This window comes from Actinoplanes sp. NPDC051388 (assembly GCF_055586225.1).
Genome location: NZ_JBVJIP010000003.1, coordinates 94,459 through 110,637 on the forward strand (window position 1 = coordinate 94,459; position 16,179 = coordinate 110,637).

Below are 16,179 nucleotides of genomic sequence, written 5' to 3' on the forward strand. Positions count from 1 at the left end.
ACCGTCCAGACTGTCCGCCTAGTCTCTCGGCCGAGGGGAGTACCTCGACAAGATCGTCCCGGTCAATACGGATCCTCCGACAGGAACCCCGGGCGGCCACCCGAAACGGGTGAGGGAGACCTCAGGCGATCTCGCGTCTGAGGAGGCTCCGCATGCCGGCGTCGATCGGCTCACCCCTGCTCTGGATCATCACCGTCGTCGTCCTGCTGGCGCTGCTCGCCATCGACTTCGTGATAACCCGCCGCCCGCACGACGTGCCGATGCGCGAGGCGGTCGGCTGGACCGTCTTCTATCTGGCGCTGCCCGTGGTGTTCGGGCTGATCCTGCTGCCGGTCTTCGGCACTGGCGCCTCGGTCGACTTCTTCACCGGCTGGGTGGTGGAGAAATCCCTGTCGGTCGACAACCTCTTCGTCTTCATGCTGTTGCTGGCCGCCTTCGCAGTGCCGCCCGAACTCGCCCAGCGGGTGTTGCTCTACGGCATCGTCGGCGCCCTCGTGCTGCGGGCGGTGTTCATCGCGCTGGGCGCCGCGGTGATCGGCTCCGGCACCTGGGCCTTCCTGCTCTTCGGCGCGATCCTGCTGGTCACCGCCGCGCGGGTGCTGCGGGACGCGGCCTCGGGCCACCAGCAGGAGGTGGACATCGACCGCATGCGCAGCGTCCGCCTCCTGCGCAGGCTGATGCCGGTGACCAGGCAGTTCCAGGGCGCCAAGCTGACCGTACGCGAGCACGGCCGGCGCGCGCTGACCCCGATGGCCCTGGTCGTCGCCGCCGTGTTCATGACCGACATCGTCTTCGCCGTCGACTCCGTCCCGGCCGTCTACGGCGTCACCGAGGACCCCTATCTGGTCTTCGCCGCCAACGCGTTCGCGCTGCTCGGCCTGCGGGCGCTCTATTTCGTGCTGCGCAGCGTGCTGAGCCGGCTGCGGCACCTGAACTACGGGCTGGCCGTGATCCTCGGCTTCATCGGCGTGAAGCTCGTGCTGCACTGGGCGCACACCGTGTGGCCCGCGGTGCCGGACGTGCCCACCCCGCTGTCTCTCGCAGTCATCCTGCTCACCCTGGTGACAGTCACTCTCACGAGCGTGTGGACCGACAAGCGAACGCTTTCGCCCAGCTCCGCACCCCGCTAGCTTGGCGACCATGGTGCGCAGAGCAGCTCTGGTGTCCGCGGTCGTGCTCTCCCTCGTGCTGCCCGCCGCCGGACCGGCGGCCGCGGAGTCGTCCGGCCGCCCGGGCGCGGCCGGCGTCGGAGACCCGTACTACCCGCTGGACGGCAACGGCGGCTACGACGTCCAGCACTACCGGCTGGCCGTCCAGTACACCCCGGAGACCGACGTGCTGCAGGGCACGGCGGTCATCCGGGCCCGCACCACGCAGCACCTGTCCGCGTTCAACCTCGACTTCGAGGGCCTGACCATCCGGGCGATCACCGTGGACGGGCACCGGGCGAAGTGGTCGCGCAGCGGTGGTGAGCTGACCGTCGAGCCGCGCCGCACCCTGCGCATGGGGCACATCTTCGTCACCAAGGTCACCTATGACGGCGTCCCGAAGACGATCATCGACCCGGTGCTCGGCGACGCGGGCGTCTTCCACACCGATGACGGCGTGGTGATCATCGGTCAGCCGGATGTGGCCGCGACCTGGTTCCCGGCCAACGACCACCCGATCGACAAGGCGTCTTACACGATCGAGATCACCGCGCCGAAGGGTCTGGAGGCCCTCTCCAACGGCACGCTCGAGAGCCGGCGGACGCGGGCCGGCTGGACCACGTGGACCTGGCAGCAGCCCGAGCCGATGGCGTCATATCTGGCCGGCGCCGCGGTGGGACAGTTCGACGTCACCTCGTACCGGAAGAATGGGATCTTCTTCCTGGACGGCCTGGACCCGGCGCTGCCGAAGGCGCGCTACGACGTGGCCAAGGCGTCCTTCGCGCGCGAGCCGGAGATCATCGAGTTCCTCTCCGGGATCTTCGGGCCCTACCCGTTCCGGGCGTCCGGCGGCATCCTCGACGCGAGCGGCGCCTGGGGCTTCGCCCTGGAAAATCAGGGACGACCCATCTATGCACCCGGTTTCTTCCGCTCGGCGCAAGGCGCCGACAGCGTCGTGGTCCATGAGCTCACCCACCAGTGGTACGGCGACAGTCTGGCCCTGAGCCGGTGGAGCGACATCTGGCTGAACGAGGGCTTCGCCGACTACGCCGAATCGCTGTGGAGCGAGCACGAGGGCCTCGGCACCGCCCAGGAGATCTTCGACGAGCGGTATGACGGGATCCCCGCGGACTCCCCGTTCTGGACCCTGAAGGTCGGCGACCCGGGGCCGGGCAACATCTTCGACGGCGCGGTCTACACCCGCGGCGCGATGACCCTGCACGCGCTGCGGCTGACCGTCGGCGACGCCCGGTTCTTCCGCATCCTCGAGTCGTGGGCCCGGCAGAACCGGGGCGGCAACGTCACGACGGCCCAATTCATCGCGCACGCCGAGCGCGTCTCCGGCAAGCAGCTGGACGCGCTGTTCACCGCCTGGCTCTACACCCCGGCCAAGCCGGCCAGGCCCTAACGGATCAGGACGGGCAGCACCAGCAGCATGATCGTGGACCAGGTGATGTGGGTCAGGATCGGCGCCAGGACGCCGCCGGTGGCCCGGCGCTGGAGGCCCAGCACCAGGCCGAGCAGTGCCGCGGCGAAGACCAGCATGGCGTTCAGGGTGACGATGGTGGCGGCCGCGTAGACGACCGTGGAGATCAGCACGGCGTGGTTGCGGCCGATCGCCGCGAACAATGCGCCGCGGAAGAACAGCTCCTCGGCGATGCCGTTGAGCAGGGTGACCGCGAAGATCGCCACAATCGCGCCGTAGCGGGCATGGGCCAGCACGTCGTTCACCGAGTCGCGCAGCGGTGGCAGCTCGCGCACCACCAGCGCGCCGGCCACGAAGATGCCGCCGGTGACCAGGCCGGTCGCCACCGGCGTCAGGATCGGCCGGCGCAGGGTGCCGCGAAAGGCCATCCGGCCCAGGTGCAGCGGGCCGGAGAGCAGCGCGCCGACCACCCAGGTCAGGGCCACCCCGATGGTGAAGGGATAGAAGGCGGCGTCGCCCGGGCGGATGGACAGCGAGATGCCGAGCAGCACCGCGCCGACCGCCAGGACGACCGCGACCACGATCCGGCGCCGCCTGAATTCGCTGTCCGGCTGCAGGTGATCGCGCTCCACCCGGTCGATCAGCGACGGCGCGACGAGCGCGCGCATCCAGGTTCGCACGACACCTTTCTACCCGTGATCGACCGGGCCACGCATGGCACCGCCCTCCGCGAGCGAGTCGCGGAGGGCGGTTGCGGTGAGGCCTGGAACTCAGGACCAGAAGACGTACGTGGCGCCGTAGGCGACGGCGGTGGTCGAGCCGTCGGTGCAGGCGCCCGCCGGAGCGGTGCCGCCCGAGGTGCGCAGGCGCTGGATGAACTTGGTCTTCGCGATCGCGCCGGTGCCCTGGGTGCTGTTCACGGTCAGCAGCAGCTCGGGGATGGTCCCGGCCTTCGGCGACTCGGCGGTCTTCGTGGCGGTGACCAGCGAGCCGTCCCTGGTCGACTCCCAGGTCGGGCCCTTGTAGTGGTGGACCGCGCCGAACGGCAGACCGATCAGGCTCGCCTCGGGCACCGACGCGCCGGTGAAGACGCCGCCGGTGCAGGTGTAGGTCTGGGTGCCCGTCTTCACGAGGGCGAAGCCGACGAAGCGGGACCCGGCCGGGGGCCGGATGTTGGCGGGGACGCCGCCGCCGCGGAACTCGGCGCCGGCACGGGCGGCTGCGTCGGCCTGCGAGTTCTCCGCGGCCGAGGCGTTGAAGGTGACCGCGCCGAGGGCGGCGACCATCGCCGCGGCGCCGATCACGGTGATGGCGCGAAGACGGGTGCGCTTGCTGGACATGGGTCTTGCTCCTCCGATTGGTAAAGCCGTACGCATCGGCAGCACCGAATGCGCCAGGGAGTACGCGGGAGGGTCGGGGCCGGATCAATTCTTTGCCGAGAAATATCGAGCGCCGCGAATTTACTCTTCAGTAACTATCCGATTCAGAAGAATGTCAACGCCGACGGTGCCGGAATCGTCGCCGGCCGCGATTCCGGCGGGACATGAGAAAGACCAGCAAACCGGCCCCGGCGACCACGCCGCCGACCGGCAGCGCCATCACGTAGGGCACGTCGTTGCCGGTCCGGACGTCCGGCGGCGCGGCCACCGGCACGGGCGCTGAGCTGGGCGGAGACTTGGGCGCGGCGGTGTTCGGCGCGGGCCGCGGCCCGTCCTGGCCGATCACGCCGAGGATCCAGGACGCCGCGGTGTCCACCCGGCCGCTGCGGTCCGCGCCGGTGTGCGGGCAGGTCGGACCCCCGCTGACGACGCCGATCACATAGATGTCCCCGTTTTTCGCCTGGGTGAAGTACGGCCCACCGGAGTCGTGCGGGCACGCGCTGGTGTCCGAGCGGGGCTTCTTGCCGGACATGCCCAGCACAGTGGACGACACCGAGGTCACGGTGAACTGGCCGACCTGCATGCGGGTCGGCGACTCGACGTCGTCGCCGTCGACCAGGCCGAAGCCGGTGAGCCGGACGGTGGTGCCGACCTTGGGCTTGGACCGGTTGAGCCGCATCGGCGTGATGTCGGTGATCGGCTTACTGAGTTTGGCGAGGGCGATGTCCGCGGTCTTCGATTGTTTTACTGCGACGATCGTCACATCGTGCCCGTCCGTACCCGTCAGATCTGCCCTTCCGACCGTGGCGATTGTTTTGCGGGCGACCGGTTTCGAGACTCGCTTATCTTGAGCGTTCTTGAAACAGTGCCCGGCGGTCAGCACCCATTGCGGGGCGATCAATCCGCCGGAGCAGGAACTGTCGCGCCGGCCGCCGCCGGAAGTGGGCAGGTCATCCATGGTGAGTTTGACCGAGAACGGGTAGGCGCCGTCTTCGGCATCCTGGCCGTTGGCGATGGCGAACGCCGGGCGGGCGCCGCCGAACCCGATGGTGCCGATCACTGCGAGTAAGCAGGCGGCCAACCACGGTGACCGCTGTCCTGTCCATCGCACCCCGAGATGGTGACCCATGGATGCAACATCCGCCCACCGGGCCGCGTCTTAAGTTTTCTGTAGGTTCACCCGCGCCGGAAGATCGTGGTGGTGTGTCCGATCTCGGCGAGCTTGGTGCTGTTTCGCAGCAACACGGCGACCTTCGGATCGGCCATGTCGAGGTTGGAGTTCGACACCACGAGCAGGCCGTGCACCTGCTCCGGCGGCACCTTGCGCGGGTCGGCCGAGTCGATGCCGTAATACCCGGCCTGGCCGCCGCCGTGATAGAGCAGCCACACCTTCTCGCCGGGGTGTTCGGCGCGCAGCCAGGCAGCGGTGCGCTTCATGTCCTGGCCCCAGTCGGAGTTCGAGTCGCCCAGGTTGCGGTAGGTGCCGGGGGTGCCGCCGAAGGCCTCGTTCGAATACGGAAGGTAATAGGGGAACGTGCGGATCGAGCTGACCGCGACGAAGGCGAGCAGCAACATCGCGGCCACCCGGGTCCAGCGGGGGCGGAAGGTGAGGGCCGCGGCGGCGAGCACGGCGCCGAAGACCGGGATGAAGATCGCGTACCGGACGCCGAAGTCGCGGGAGCCCATCATCGCGGCGCCCAGCAGCACCGCCATCGGCAGCAGGAGGTGGAGTGCGGCGGGCCGGAGGCGGCGCACCGCGAACAGGCCCGCCGCACCGGCGAGCCAGAGCGCCAGCGCGCCGAGCGGCTCCTTGATCAGCAGCGCGGTCGGCAGGTAGTACCAGAGCGCGCCCTGGTAGCGCTCGCCGAGCAGAAACCCGCCATAGGTTCGCTGCTCGAGCCCGAACTGGTAGCTCAGCCCGGCGCGGAACGCCTCCGGGAACGGCATCAGATCGATCACCAGCCCCTTGAGCCCCACAATGGTGGGGATCCGCGAGGCGGTGCCGGCGAACCGCAGCTGCGGGTCGACGGCGAGGTAGGAAAGCCAGACCACGGCGATCACGATCAGGCCGAGTCCGGCTCCCACGGCCAGCCCGGCGAGCCACCCGCGCCGGCGGAACACCAGCCACGCCGCCAGCAGCAGCACGATCGGCACCGCGACGATCGCGCTCATCTTGGTGGCCAGCGCGGCGCCGGTGGCCAGCCCGGCCAGCGGCAGATAGAGCCTCGGCCGGTCGCGGGCACGCCAGAGCAGCCAGAACGCGGTGAGCAGGAAGCCGGCCGTCGGCACGTCGAGGGTGGCCAGCGAGCCGTGCGCGATGATGTCCGGGGTGAACGTGTAGAGCGCCAGGGCGAACAGCCCGCCCCACCGGTTGGTCAGGTCGCGGGCGAAGAAGAAGACCACCAGGCCGAAGAGCAGGGTGAGGCCGATCATCGGCGCGCGGGCCAGGGCCAGCACCCGGCCCGCGCCGTTGTCGTTGCGGTAGAGCACGGCGTAGCCGTTCTGCCACTGCGAGCCCTTGGCCGGCCCGGCGAGCTCGACGCCGCCGGCCAGCATGCCGAGCTCGATGAACTGCTTGGCCAGCGGCGGGTGCTCCGGGTTGTACTCCAGGCTGTGTTCCTGGAGATAGACGACGGCCGCGCCGATGTAGACCGGTTCGTCCGGTGTGGCCGACTGCTGGACGGCGGTCGTGACCATGGCGAACGCCATCTGCCCGAGCAGGACGACCATCAGGGCGATCGTGGTGACGGCCGGCCAGACGCGTCGCCGCGCCACCTGCTCCGGTGCCTCGGCTTCTAGCAAGGTCATGCGCGGTCTGCCCCGTTTCCCCACCGGATGAAGCCTGGGAACACTATGGAGGGGCGGTGCCTGCCCGGCAACGAGCCGTCATCCCTTCGGTGACGTTCGATTGAACAGCGCACCCTCAGCGGGTGAGCACCCCCAGCAGCACGGTCACCGTCTCGGCCATCGCCGATCGTGCACCGGCCAGGTATTTCCGGGGATCGACCAGCGCCGGGTCGGCGGCCAGCACCTCGCGCACCGCGCCGGTGAACGCGGTGTTCAAGGCCGTGCCAATGTTGATCTTTACCATGCCGGCCTTGATCGCACTGATCAGTTCGTCGTCCGGTACCCCGGACGAGCCGTGCAGCACCAGCGGGACCGGCACCGCGACCCCCAGCCGGGCGATCAACTCGTGGTCCAGGCGCGCCGTGCGGGTGTGCATCGCGTGCGCCGAGCCGACCGCCACGGCCAGCGCGTCCACCCCGGTCGACGCCACGAACGCGGCCGCCTCGGCGGGGTCGGTGCGCACGCCCGGAGCGTGCGCGCCGTCCTTGCCGCCGATCTCGCCGAGCTCGCTCTCCACCCACAGCCCCTGCGCGTGGCACCGGCGGACGGCGTCCCGGGTGGCGGCGACGTTCTGCGCGAAGGGCAGCTTCGACGCGTCGTACATCACCGAGCCGAATCCGTTGGGCGCGGCCTGATCCACCAGCTCGTCGTCGTCGACGTGGTCCAGGTGCAGGGCGACCGGCACCTTGGCGGTGTCCGCGATGCTGCGGGCGGCGGCCGCGATCGGCGCCAGCCGGCCGTGGTGGAACCGCACCGCGTTCTGGCTGATCTGCAGGATCACCGGCCGGCCGGCGTTCTCCGCGCCGGTCACGATCGCCTCGGCGTGCTCGACGGTGATCACGTTGAACGCGCCGGCCGCGACGCCGGCCGCGCGGGCCGCCGCGACGATCTCGCCGGTGGGGGTGAGCATCTGGTGTCCTCCTGGTTCAGCGGGACCAGCGCCGGTAGGCGTCCGGGTCGAAGGCGCCGGCGGTCGGCGCGGCCACGGCGGCCGCGGAGAGCGCGACCGCGTCGGCGAGCAGCAGATCCATCGGCGTACGCGCGGCGAGCCCCCGCGCGAGCGCCGCCACGCACGCGTCCCCGGCGCCGGTCGAGTTGCCGGTGACGGTCTCCACCGGCGCGACCTCCCAGGCGCCGTCGGCGGTGACCGCGAGCAGCCCCTGCGCCCCGCGGGACAGCACCACGGCCCGGGCGCCGAGCCGCAGCAGATGCTCCGCCCCGGCCCGGTGGTCGCCGCCCGGCAGCAGCGCGTGCACCTCGGTGGCGTTCGGCTTGGCGATGTGCGGGCGGGCGGCCAGGCCGAGTCGCAGCGCCTCGCCGCTGGTGTCCAGGACGGTCGGCACTCCGGCGTCGGTGGCGATCGCGATCAGCGTCGCGTACGCGTCGGAGGGCACGCCGCGTGGCAGGGAGCCGGACAGCACCGCCGCCGCCGCGGAGGGCAGCAGGTCGCGGAAATGGGCGACGAAGTCGCGCCACTCGGGGTCGCGGACCACCGGGCCGGGTTCCCAGAAGCCGGTGGCGTCGATCGGGTCGGCGATCGCGACCGTGCGCCGCGTCTCACCATCGATGTGCCGGAGGGAGGCCGGAATGCCTTCGCGGGCGAGCAGTTCCTCGACGCGCGCGCCGGTCGTGCCGCCCAGCAGGCCGGTCGCCAGCACGTCCTCGCCGAGCGCGTGCAGGACGGCGGCCACGTTGAGGCCCTTGCCGCCGGGCCGCTCGGTCACCGCGGACACCCGGTGGGTGGCGTGCGGGAGCAGCGCGTCGACCGCATAGGTGAGGTCGAGCGCCGGGTTGAGGGTGACCGTGAGGATCATCGGCGGGCGCTCCGGCGGGGTTGGCGAGTCAGCCCCGCCTCGGGCGAGGGGAAGCGCCCTGGCGACCGGTGTGCCGGGGTGAACCGGCTGGGCATGATCACGCGTCGGGTTCGATTCCAACTGATCGAACGCACAGCTGTCAACAGTCGTTTGTGCGCGTATCGTGCTCGCGAGCCTTGTTTTCTGACATTCGCGCAATCCAGATTGCGCGTTTGAACAGTGCAGAGGAGCGACAGTGGACGTGCTCGTGGTGGGTGACGCGAATCCCGACCTGATCCTGCGCGGCGACGTGCGCCCGCGGTTCGGCCAGGCCGAGCAGCTGCTCACCGCCGCCGACCTGGTGCTGGGCGGCTCGGCCTCGATCACCGCGGCCGGCTGCGCGCGGCTGGGCCTGCACACCGGGCTGCTCACCGCGATCGGGGCGGACGTCTTCGGCGAGGTGACCCGCGGCTGGCTGCGCGAGCGCGGCGTGGACCTGCGCGAGGTGCCCGCCGGCCCGACCCCGACCGGCCTCAGCGTGATCCTGTCCGAAGTGGACGACAAGGCGATCCTCACGCTGCCCGGCACGATCCCGGCGCTGACCCCGCAGGACGTCACCGACGAGCGGCTCGCGGGCGTGCGGCATCTGCACGTCGCCTCGCTCTATCTGCAGCCGCGGCTGGCCGGCGGCCTGGCCGGTGTCTTCGCCCGCGCGCGCGAGCGCGGCATCACCACCTCGCTGGACACCAACTGGGATCCGGCCGAGGAATGGGCGTCGATCACCGAGATCCTCGAGCACACCGACGTCTTCCTGCCGAACGCCGCCGAGCTGTGCGCGGTGACCGGCGAACCGGACGTGTCCGCGGCCGCCGCCCAGCTGCTGAAGACCGGCACCACGGTGGTGATGAAGGACGGCGCCCGCGGCGCGCGGGCCTGGTGGCCGGGCGGCGAGTGCCGCGCGCCGGGCCGGGTCGTCGAGGTGGTGGACACCACCGGCGCGGGGGACAGCTTCAACGCCGGGTTCCTGGCCGCCATGCTCGGCGGCCGCCCGGTCGCCGAGGCGGTGGCCTGGGCGGCGGCGGCCGGTTCGCTGAGCACCCGGGCGGCCGGCGGCACCGCCGCGCAGGCCACCCGGGCGGAGATCAACCCTTGAGACCCGTAAATGACATCGTGGCGATGAACTTCTTCTGAGCGAACAGGAACGCCAGGATCAGCGGCATGGTCGCGATCACGTTGCCGGCCATCAGCTGCGACCACTCGGTGCGCCGGGTGCCCTGGAAGCTGGCCAGCCCGATCTGCAGGGTGAAGCGGTTGTCGTCGCTGATCGCGATCAGCGGCCACAGCAGGTCGTTCCAGCTGGACAGCAGCGTGAAGATGGCCAGCGTGGCCATTGCCGGCCGGGCCAGCGGCAGCACCACGCTGAGGAAGGTGCGCAACGTGCCCGCGCCGTCCAGCCGGGCGGCCTCCTCCAGCTCCACCGGCAGGCCCAGGAAGAACTGCCGCATCAGGAAGATGCCGAACGCGGACGCCAGCCAGGGCACGAACGCGGACGCCAGGGTGTCCACGATGCCCAGCCGGGTGAACATCAGGTAGGTCGGGATCATCAGCAGCTGGATCGGGATCATCACGGTGGCCAGGATCAGCACGAACGCGAGTCCCCGGCCGGCGAACTTGAGGCGGGCGAAGCCGTAGCCGGCCAGCGAGCACAGCACCAGGTGGGCGCCCACGCTGACCGCGGACACCAGCACGGTGTTCGCGAACCAGCGCAGCACCGGCGTCTCGGTCAGCAGCGCCCGGTAGCCCTCGAGGTGCAGGGCGGTCGGGATCAGCTTGGGCGGGAACTGGTTGATCTCCGCGGTGGACATGAAGGACGTCAGCACCATCTGAACCAGCGGCAGCACGAAGATCAGGGCCAGCGGCATCAGCAGCAGATGCCACGGGTTGAACGGGAGCCGGCGCATCAGAACGCCTCCTGTCCGCGACGCCGGCCGTACCAGATCACCAGCAGTGAGAGCAGCATGGTCACCGCGAACAACAGGTACGCGGCGGCCGCGCCGTAGCCCAGCCGCTGGGTCTGGAAGGCCAGCTCGTAGATGTAGTAGACGACGGTCTGGGTGCTGTTCAGCGGGCCGCCGCGGGTGGTCGTGTAGATCAGGTCGAACAACTGCATCGCGGTGATCGTCTGCCAGATCACCGCGAACACCGTCACCGGCTTGAGCTCCGGCATCGTCACGTGCCGGAACACCCGCCACGGACTGGCGCCGTCCATCCGGGCCGCCTCGACCAGCTCCCGCGGGATGTCCTGCAGCGCGGCCAGATAGATCACCGAGGTGAAGCCGATCTCGCCCCAGAGCGCGATGATCGCGATCACGAACATCGCCTGGCCCGGACTCTCCAGGAACTGCTGGGTCGGCAGCCCGACCACCCGCAGCACCTCGTTCGCCGAGCCGAACTGCGGGTTGAAGACGAAGCTGGCCAGGATGCCGGTGGCCGCCGCGGAGGCCACATAGGGCACGAAGATGCAGGTGCGATAGAACCCGATCAGCCGGATCCGCTGGTTGAGCGCGACCGCGATGATCACGCCCAGCACGATCGACGACGGCACGAACAACACGGTGAGCAGCAACGTGTGCCGCGCGGCGGCGAGCATGTCCGGATCGGTCGCCAGCCGCTCGTAATTCTGCCAGCCGACCTGGGTGGCCGGAGCGATGCCGTTCCACCGGGCGCGGGAGATGAAGAACGCCCACACCGCCGGGAAGATCGACAGTCCGACCACCAGGACCGTGGCCGGGCCGGCGAACGCCCAACCGGTCAGGTTGCGGCGCATCACCCGGCCCTGCGTGTCGACCCGCCGATGGGTGGGCGGCGGAGCATCAGCGCGTGGCCCGGCCGCGAAGGTCAGCGCCATGTCATTGCCCCACGGCGTCGGCGGACTTGCGGGCCGCCTCGTCCAGGGCCTCCTTCGGGGTGGCCGCGCCCTGCAGCACCTTCGCGATGCCGTCGCCGACGTTGCGGGACAGCACCTCGTAGCCGGCGACCGTCGGGCGGGCCTTCTTGGCGTTGGCGAGGTTGTCGAAGAACTTCTGACCACCGGGGTAGGTCTTGGTGTACTCGGCGAACGCGGGGGTGTCCTTCTCGACCGTGCGCAGCGGCAGGTTGCCCACCGCGAGGTTCCACTTGGCGTCGGTCTCCGCGCTGGTCAGCCACTTGGCGAAGTCACGGGCGGCGCCGGCCTTGTTGGCGTCCTGGTGGTCGAAGAGCACCCACAGGTCGGGGCCGGAGACGGTCTGGTGGTCGCCGTTGACGCCGGGCAGCAGGGCCACGTCGTACTTGAACTCGGCGTCCTGCAGATCCAGCAGGGACCACGGCCCGGAGATCATCATGCCGACCCGGCCACTGTTGAACAGCGGGCCGTACTTCTCGTCGGTCTGGTCCAGGTACATCGACTTGTCGTCCACCGCGATCGCGCGCAGCGTCTCGAGCGCCTTGACGCCGGCGTCCGAGTTGAAGACCGGCTTGTTGCCGTCCAGGATCTCGCCGCCGTTCTGCCAGAGCAGCGGCCAGAGGTGCCAGGTGGTGTCCTCGCTGCCGGAGACCGAATACGCCGTGCCGTACTGGTTCTTCGACGCGTCGGTCAGCTTCTTGGCCGTCGCCCGGAAGTCCTCCCAGGTCCAGTCGTCCTTGGGGTAGGGCAGTCCGGCCGCGTCGAACAGGTCCTTGTTGTAGATCACCGCGAGGTTGTCGACCAGGGCCGGCACGCCGATCACCTTGCCGTTGGCGGTGGCCACCTCGCGGGCCGCGGACGGCATCTCCGCCCACTTGAAGGAGGGGTCGTTCACGAACGAGGTGAGGTCCTGGGTCTTGCCGCTGGCGCCGAGGTCACCGGCCCAGTTGCCGAAGGCGTAGGAGATGTCCGGGTAGGTGCCACCGGCGAAACCGGCCGAGAGCTTCGCGAGCAGGTCGTCGGTGGTGGGTGCGCCGGGCGACGCTTTGACGGTCACGTTCGGGTGCGCGGTGTGATATTCCGCGGCGAGTCCCTCGGCGACCTTCTGGGCCTCCGTGGTCTGGCCGGTCCACCAGGTGATTTCGACGGCGGCGTTCGGGTCGTATCCGGCGGCCGCGTCCTTTCCGTCATCGGTTGTGCCGCCCATGCAGGCGGACGACAGCAACAGGGTCGCACTCAAGGCCGCGAGCAGGCGGCCTTGCCGGAAGGGGGACATCCCAGTACCTCGTTTCGATCAAGCCATGGCGTCGGAGAGGACGACGGATCGGGTGAGCAGTCGGGGACGGTCGGGGTCGAGGCCGCGGTGCGCGGCCAGGGCCAGCGCGAAACGCTGGGCGAGCACGAGTTGCGCGAGGGGATCCAACCGATCGCGGTGCGTTTTCGCGCCCGCCGATCGAGCCACGTCGTCGAGGGCGGCCGGCACGCCGCCGAACGACCAGACCAGACTGCTGCGCCCGGCCACCGCCACCGGCCCGTGCCGGAAGTCCATCGCCGGGTACGACTCGGAGTACGCCTGCGCCGCCTCCCGCACCTTGAGCGCGGCCTCGTGGGCCAGCCCGACGGTCCAGCCGGTGCCCAGGAAGACCAGGTGCTCGATGTCCGCCGGGTCGGCCGGCAACGGCGCCTCGAGCGCGGCGTGACCATCGGCCACCAGGTGGGTCAGGTCCTCGCCGAACGCCGCGCGGGCCAGCGCCAGCACGGTGGTCGGGTAGCGGGTCTGCACCACGCTGCGCTCGTCGGCGAAGTCCAGCAGCAGCCTGCCGTCGGCCAGCTTGTCGACCGGCATCCCGGTGACCGCGGTGACCGCGACCTTGTGCACGCCGGCCGGGGTCCGGCGCAGGGCGTCCAGCACCTCGGTGGAGGTGCCCGAGCGGGTGATCGCGACGATCCGGTCGTACCGGCGCCGCGGCACGTATTCCGAGGCGCAGACCGCGTCGGTCTCGCCCAGGCCGGCCGACTCGCGTAGCTCGGCGATGCTCTGCGCGACGAACCAGGACGTGCCGCAGCCCAGCACGAGCATCCGCTCGCCAGGGGCCGCGAACGCCTCGCGCGCTTCGTCGGCTCGGTCCGATGCCTGCTCCCAGGTCTTGGGCTGGCTGGCAATCTCGGCCGTGGTATGCGTCATGGTCGCCGATTATGCTCGTTTGTGATCACTTCACAAGGTGTCGCTGACAAACGAACATTCTGCGTTGCGCGTTAGTCGGTTACAGGACCGCTTGCAGTCTTTCCGGCAACAGCTCGCGGTGCGCTTCGACCAGTTCGTTGCAGAGCGCCCAGATGGCGTCCACGCTCAACGTGGCGGCGGTGTTCGGATCGACCATCGCGGCCCGGCGGATCATCTTCGGGTCGCCGTCCACCGCCGCGGCCACCGTGAGCTGGCCGACGCTGACGAAGCTCCGGTTCACCGCGGCGCACTGCGGCGGGAGCGCGCCGACCCGCTCGGGCCGCAGGCCCAGGCTGTCCACCACGCACGGCACCTCGACCGCGTAGCCCTCCGGCAGGTTGCTGATCAGCCCGTGATTGGCCACGTTGCCGTGGATCCGGCGCAGCTGACCGGTCACCATGCTGTGGATGACCTGCGGTGCGTATTCGGTCGCGTCGCGGCTGACGTCCAACGGCTCGCCGGCCTGCAGGGACTTGCGGGTGGCGTGATATTCGGCGACATTCCCGGCGCTGATCCCCAGGTAGTCGCCGACCGGGATGCGCAGCCGCTCGATCTCCGCCTCGTCGTGCAGATACCAGGGCACGTACTCGGAGGAGTGCTCGCTGGTCTCGGTGGGGAAGTAGCCGAGCCGCCGGTACATGTCCATCCGGACCCGCCGGCGCAACTCGGGATCGCGCTCGAGGCGCTCGTCCAGCCGCGGGTAGAGCGACTCGCCGCGATGCTCGAAGCGCAGCAGCCAGGCCTGGTGGTTGACCCCGGCGCCGGTGTAGTCGATCTCCTCGAACGGCACTCCGAGCAGGCCGCCGAGGTCGCGCACGGTCCAGTAGACCGAGTGGCACAGGCCGACCACCTTGAGCTCGGGCACGGTCGCCGCGAGATAGCCGATGTTCATCGCCATCGGGTTGGTGTAGTTCAGCAGCCAGGCGTCCGGGCACAGCTCCCGGATGTCCGCGGCGATGCCCGCGAGCACCGGAAACGTCCGCAGCGCACGGAAGATGCCGCCCACTCCGAGGGTGTCGCCGATGGTCTGCCGCAGCCCGAATTTCGCCGGGATCTCAAAGTCGCGCACGGTCGCCGCGTGCATGCCGACCTGGATCGAGTTGATCACGAAGTCGGCGCCGTCGAGCACCGCGCGCCGGTCCAGGCTGGTGGTGATCACCGGCTTGGCGCCGAGCTGCTCGCTGGTGCGCCGGGCGATCACCTCGGCCGTCTCCAGGCGCTCGGGATCGATGTCGTGCAGCGCCAGCGTCACCTCGCGCAGCTCGTCGAACGAAAGGATGTCGGCGAGCAGCTCGCGGGTGAAGACCACACTGCCGGCGCCGAGGAACGCGATCACAGTCATGGCCGGATTCTGATGAGGTCGCAGGCGAACGCGCAAGCAAATCTGTTCAATCGCTTGGAAACGAACTACAGTGACTGCGCGTTTGATCAATCCGCGTCTGGAAAGGTGTTCGATGCCGCAGAGCACGTTGCGCCGCGCCGACCGCGTGTCCGCGATCCTGGAACGGGTGGCCAGCAACGGCTCGGTCGACGCCGGTCACCTGGCGACCGAGTTCCGGGTCTCGCCCGCCACGATCAGGCGCGACCTTCAGGTGCTCGAGGATCAACGGCTTCTTTCCCGTACGCACGGCGGCGCGGTCGCCGTGGACGTGGCCTACGAGCTGCCGGTGCGCTATCGGGTCGGCCAGCACCGCGAGGAGAAGGCGCTGGTCGCCCGCAAGGTGGCCGAGCTGCTGCCGCGCGGCCCGCTGACCCTCGGCCTGACCGGCGGCACCACCACCCACCTGCTGGCCCGGCTGCTGGCCGAGCGGGTGGACCTGACCGTGGTGACCAACGCGCTGAACATCGCGGCCGAGCTGGCGCTGCGTCCCCGGCTGAAACTGATCATGACCGGCGGGGTGTCGCGCACTCAATCGTATGAACTGGTGGGTCCGATCGCGGACCAGGCGCTGGCCGGGCTGAACATGGCGGTGGCCGTGGTGGGCGTGGACGGGATCAGCGCGCGCGGCGGTCTCACCACGCACGACGAGATCGAGGCGAACACGAACGCGGTCATGATCAAGCGCGCCGATCGGGTGATCGTGGTGGCCGACGGCTCCAAGGTCGGCAAGGTCTGCCTGGCCGGCATCTGCCCGGTCACCGACGTTGCGGCCCTGGTCACCGACGCCAGCGCGGACCCGGCCGGGGTCGAGGCGATCCGTCGCCTGGGCACCGAGGTGATCGTCGCGGGCGAGTGACCCGCGGCGTTTCTGTCAACAGTCCTGCGTGATCCGAAGTCGATCGTCCACTGTGAAATGATTGCCGTTGGTTGCGGCCGATAGATGCGGCTGGCCTGAACCGGTCATCCATGCGATTTCCAACTGCCTCCCATCGCTCTTGCGTGACCGCGCAGTCCAGACTTGAGTAACAGCGAACGGA

The 16,179-nt window shown here is 70.0% G+C and carries 15 protein-coding genes; 4 read left to right on the forward strand and 11 right to left on the reverse strand.

What is annotated here, in order from left to right:
* Window positions 1–152 precede the first annotated feature (152 nt).
* Together ACZ6TI_RS08695 and ACZ6TI_RS08700 are read left to right on the forward strand one after the other, a co-directional pair.
* A complete protein-coding gene (locus ACZ6TI_RS08695) occupies window positions 153–1,130 on the forward strand; it encodes a TerC/Alx family metal homeostasis membrane protein (RefSeq protein WP_465344397.1) in 978 nt (325 codons plus the stop codon).
* A gap of 10 nt (window positions 1,131–1,140) precedes the next feature.
* Complete coding sequence (locus ACZ6TI_RS08700) at window positions 1,141–2,556, forward strand: M1 family metallopeptidase (protein WP_465344398.1); 1,416 nt, start codon at window positions 1,141–1,143, stop codon at window positions 2,554–2,556.
* Here the strand turns inward: ACZ6TI_RS08700 and ACZ6TI_RS08705 are convergent.
* The 6 genes from ACZ6TI_RS08705 to ACZ6TI_RS08730 all read right to left on the reverse strand — a co-directional run bounded on the left by ACZ6TI_RS08705 (window position 2,553) and on the right by ACZ6TI_RS08730 (window position 8,614).
* On the reverse strand, window positions 2,553–3,254 hold the full coding sequence (locus tag ACZ6TI_RS08705; RefSeq protein WP_465344399.1) for a lysostaphin resistance A-like protein: 702 nt from the start codon (window positions 3,252–3,254) through the stop codon (window positions 2,553–2,555). The genes ACZ6TI_RS08700 and ACZ6TI_RS08705 overlap by 4 nt on opposite strands.
* Before the next feature lie 90 nt (window positions 3,255–3,344).
* Window positions 3,345–3,914: a DUF3455 domain-containing protein gene (locus tag ACZ6TI_RS08710; RefSeq protein ID WP_465344400.1), complete on the reverse strand. Its 570-nt coding sequence runs from the start codon at window positions 3,912–3,914 to the stop codon at window positions 3,345–3,347.
* 154 nt (window positions 3,915–4,068) lie between these two features.
* On the reverse strand, window positions 4,069–5,013 hold the full coding sequence (locus tag ACZ6TI_RS08715) for a S1 family peptidase (RefSeq protein ID WP_465344401.1): 945 nt from the start codon (window positions 5,011–5,013) through the stop codon (window positions 4,069–4,071).
* Window positions 5,014–5,129: 116 nt separating this feature from the next.
* On the reverse strand, window positions 5,130–6,761 hold the full coding sequence (locus tag ACZ6TI_RS08720; protein ID WP_465344402.1) for an ArnT family glycosyltransferase: 1,632 nt from the start codon (window positions 6,759–6,761) through the stop codon (window positions 5,130–5,132).
* Window positions 6,762–6,876: 115 nt separating this feature from the next.
* Window positions 6,877–7,710: a class II fructose-bisphosphate aldolase gene (locus ACZ6TI_RS08725; RefSeq protein WP_465344403.1), complete on the reverse strand. Its 834-nt coding sequence runs from the start codon at window positions 7,708–7,710 to the stop codon at window positions 6,877–6,879.
* Between the two features lie 16 nt (window positions 7,711–7,726).
* Entirely contained in the window at window positions 7,727–8,614 is an 888-nt protein-coding gene (locus ACZ6TI_RS08730; protein WP_465344404.1) for a 1-phosphofructokinase family hexose kinase, read from the reverse strand.
* Window positions 8,615–8,849: 235 nt separating this feature from the next.
* Here ACZ6TI_RS08730 and ACZ6TI_RS08735 point away from each other — a divergent pair, with 235 nt between their 5' ends.
* Window positions 8,850–9,746 (forward strand): carbohydrate kinase family protein, encoded by an 897-nt coding sequence (locus ACZ6TI_RS08735; protein WP_465344405.1) that lies wholly within the window; start codon window positions 8,850–8,852, stop codon window positions 9,744–9,746.
* On the opposite strand, the gene ACZ6TI_RS08740 is transcribed toward ACZ6TI_RS08735, so the two are convergent.
* From ACZ6TI_RS08740 to melA, 5 genes are all read right to left on the reverse strand, one after another.
* Window positions 9,736–10,554: a carbohydrate ABC transporter permease gene (locus tag ACZ6TI_RS08740; protein ID WP_465344406.1), complete on the reverse strand. Its 819-nt coding sequence runs from the start codon at window positions 10,552–10,554 to the stop codon at window positions 9,736–9,738. The two genes, ACZ6TI_RS08735 and ACZ6TI_RS08740, sit on opposite strands and share 11 nt — an antisense overlap.
* Entirely contained in the window at window positions 10,554–11,501 is a 948-nt protein-coding gene (locus ACZ6TI_RS08745; protein ID WP_465344407.1) for a carbohydrate ABC transporter permease, read from the reverse strand. The genes ACZ6TI_RS08740 and ACZ6TI_RS08745 overlap by 1 nt, the downstream gene beginning before the upstream one ends.
* 1 nt (window position 11,502) lies before the next feature.
* Window positions 11,503–12,813 carry an ABC transporter substrate-binding protein gene (locus ACZ6TI_RS08750; RefSeq protein ID WP_465344408.1) on the reverse strand — a complete coding sequence of 437 codons (1,311 nt, stop codon included), beginning with the start codon at window positions 12,811–12,813 and terminating at the stop codon, window positions 11,503–11,505.
* Between the two features lie 18 nt (window positions 12,814–12,831).
* Complete coding sequence (locus ACZ6TI_RS08755) at window positions 12,832–13,722, reverse strand: SIS domain-containing protein (RefSeq protein ID WP_465344409.1); 891 nt, start codon at window positions 13,720–13,722, stop codon at window positions 12,832–12,834.
* Between the two features lie 79 nt (window positions 13,723–13,801).
* On the reverse strand, window positions 13,802–15,103 hold the full coding sequence (melA, locus tag ACZ6TI_RS08760; RefSeq protein ID WP_465344410.1) for an alpha-galactosidase: 1,302 nt from the start codon (window positions 15,101–15,103) through the stop codon (window positions 13,802–13,804).
* Window positions 15,104–15,215: 112 nt separating this feature from the next.
* On the opposite strand from melA, the gene ACZ6TI_RS08765 reads away from it, so the two are divergent.
* Window positions 15,216–15,998: a DeoR/GlpR family DNA-binding transcription regulator gene (locus ACZ6TI_RS08765; RefSeq protein ID WP_465344411.1), complete on the forward strand. Its 783-nt coding sequence runs from the start codon at window positions 15,216–15,218 to the stop codon at window positions 15,996–15,998.
* Window positions 15,999–16,179: the final 181 nt, after the last annotated feature.

Bases quoted from the DNA above. Each gene is read 5' to 3' on its own strand.
- ACZ6TI_RS08695 (WP_465344397.1), top strand. From the start codon at position 153: ATGCCGGCGTCGATCGGCTCACCCCTGCTCTGGATCATCACCGTCGTC.
- ACZ6TI_RS08700 (WP_465344398.1), top strand. From the start codon at position 1,141: ATGGTGCGCAGAGCAGCTCTGGTGTCCGCGGTCGTGCTCTCCCTCGTG.
- ACZ6TI_RS08710 (WP_465344400.1), bottom strand. From the start codon at position 3,914: ATGTCCAGCAAGCGCACCCGTCTTCGCGCCATCACCGTGATCGGCGCC.
- ACZ6TI_RS08720 (WP_465344402.1), bottom strand. From the start codon at position 6,761: ATGACCTTGCTAGAAGCCGAGGCACCGGAGCAGGTGGCGCGGCGACGC.
- ACZ6TI_RS08725 (WP_465344403.1), bottom strand. From the start codon at position 7,710: ATGCTCACCCCCACCGGCGAGATCGTCGCGGCGGCCCGCGCGGCCGGC.
- ACZ6TI_RS08730 (WP_465344404.1), bottom strand. From the start codon at position 8,614: ATGATCCTCACGGTCACCCTCAACCCGGCGCTCGACCTCACCTATGCG.
- ACZ6TI_RS08740 (WP_465344406.1), bottom strand. From the start codon at position 10,554: ATGCGCCGGCTCCCGTTCAACCCGTGGCATCTGCTGCTGATGCCGCTG.
- ACZ6TI_RS08745 (WP_465344407.1), bottom strand. From the start codon at position 11,501: ATGGCGCTGACCTTCGCGGCCGGGCCACGCGCTGATGCTCCGCCGCCC.
- ACZ6TI_RS08750 (WP_465344408.1), bottom strand. From the start codon at position 12,813: ATGTCCCCCTTCCGGCAAGGCCGCCTGCTCGCGGCCTTGAGTGCGACC.
- ACZ6TI_RS08755 (WP_465344409.1), bottom strand. From the start codon at position 13,722: ATGACGCATACCACGGCCGAGATTGCCAGCCAGCCCAAGACCTGGGAG.
- melA (WP_465344410.1), bottom strand. From the start codon at position 15,103: ATGACTGTGATCGCGTTCCTCGGCGCCGGCAGTGTGGTCTTCACCCGC.
- ACZ6TI_RS08765 (WP_465344411.1), top strand. From the start codon at position 15,216: ATGCCGCAGAGCACGTTGCGCCGCGCCGACCGCGTGTCCGCGATCCTG.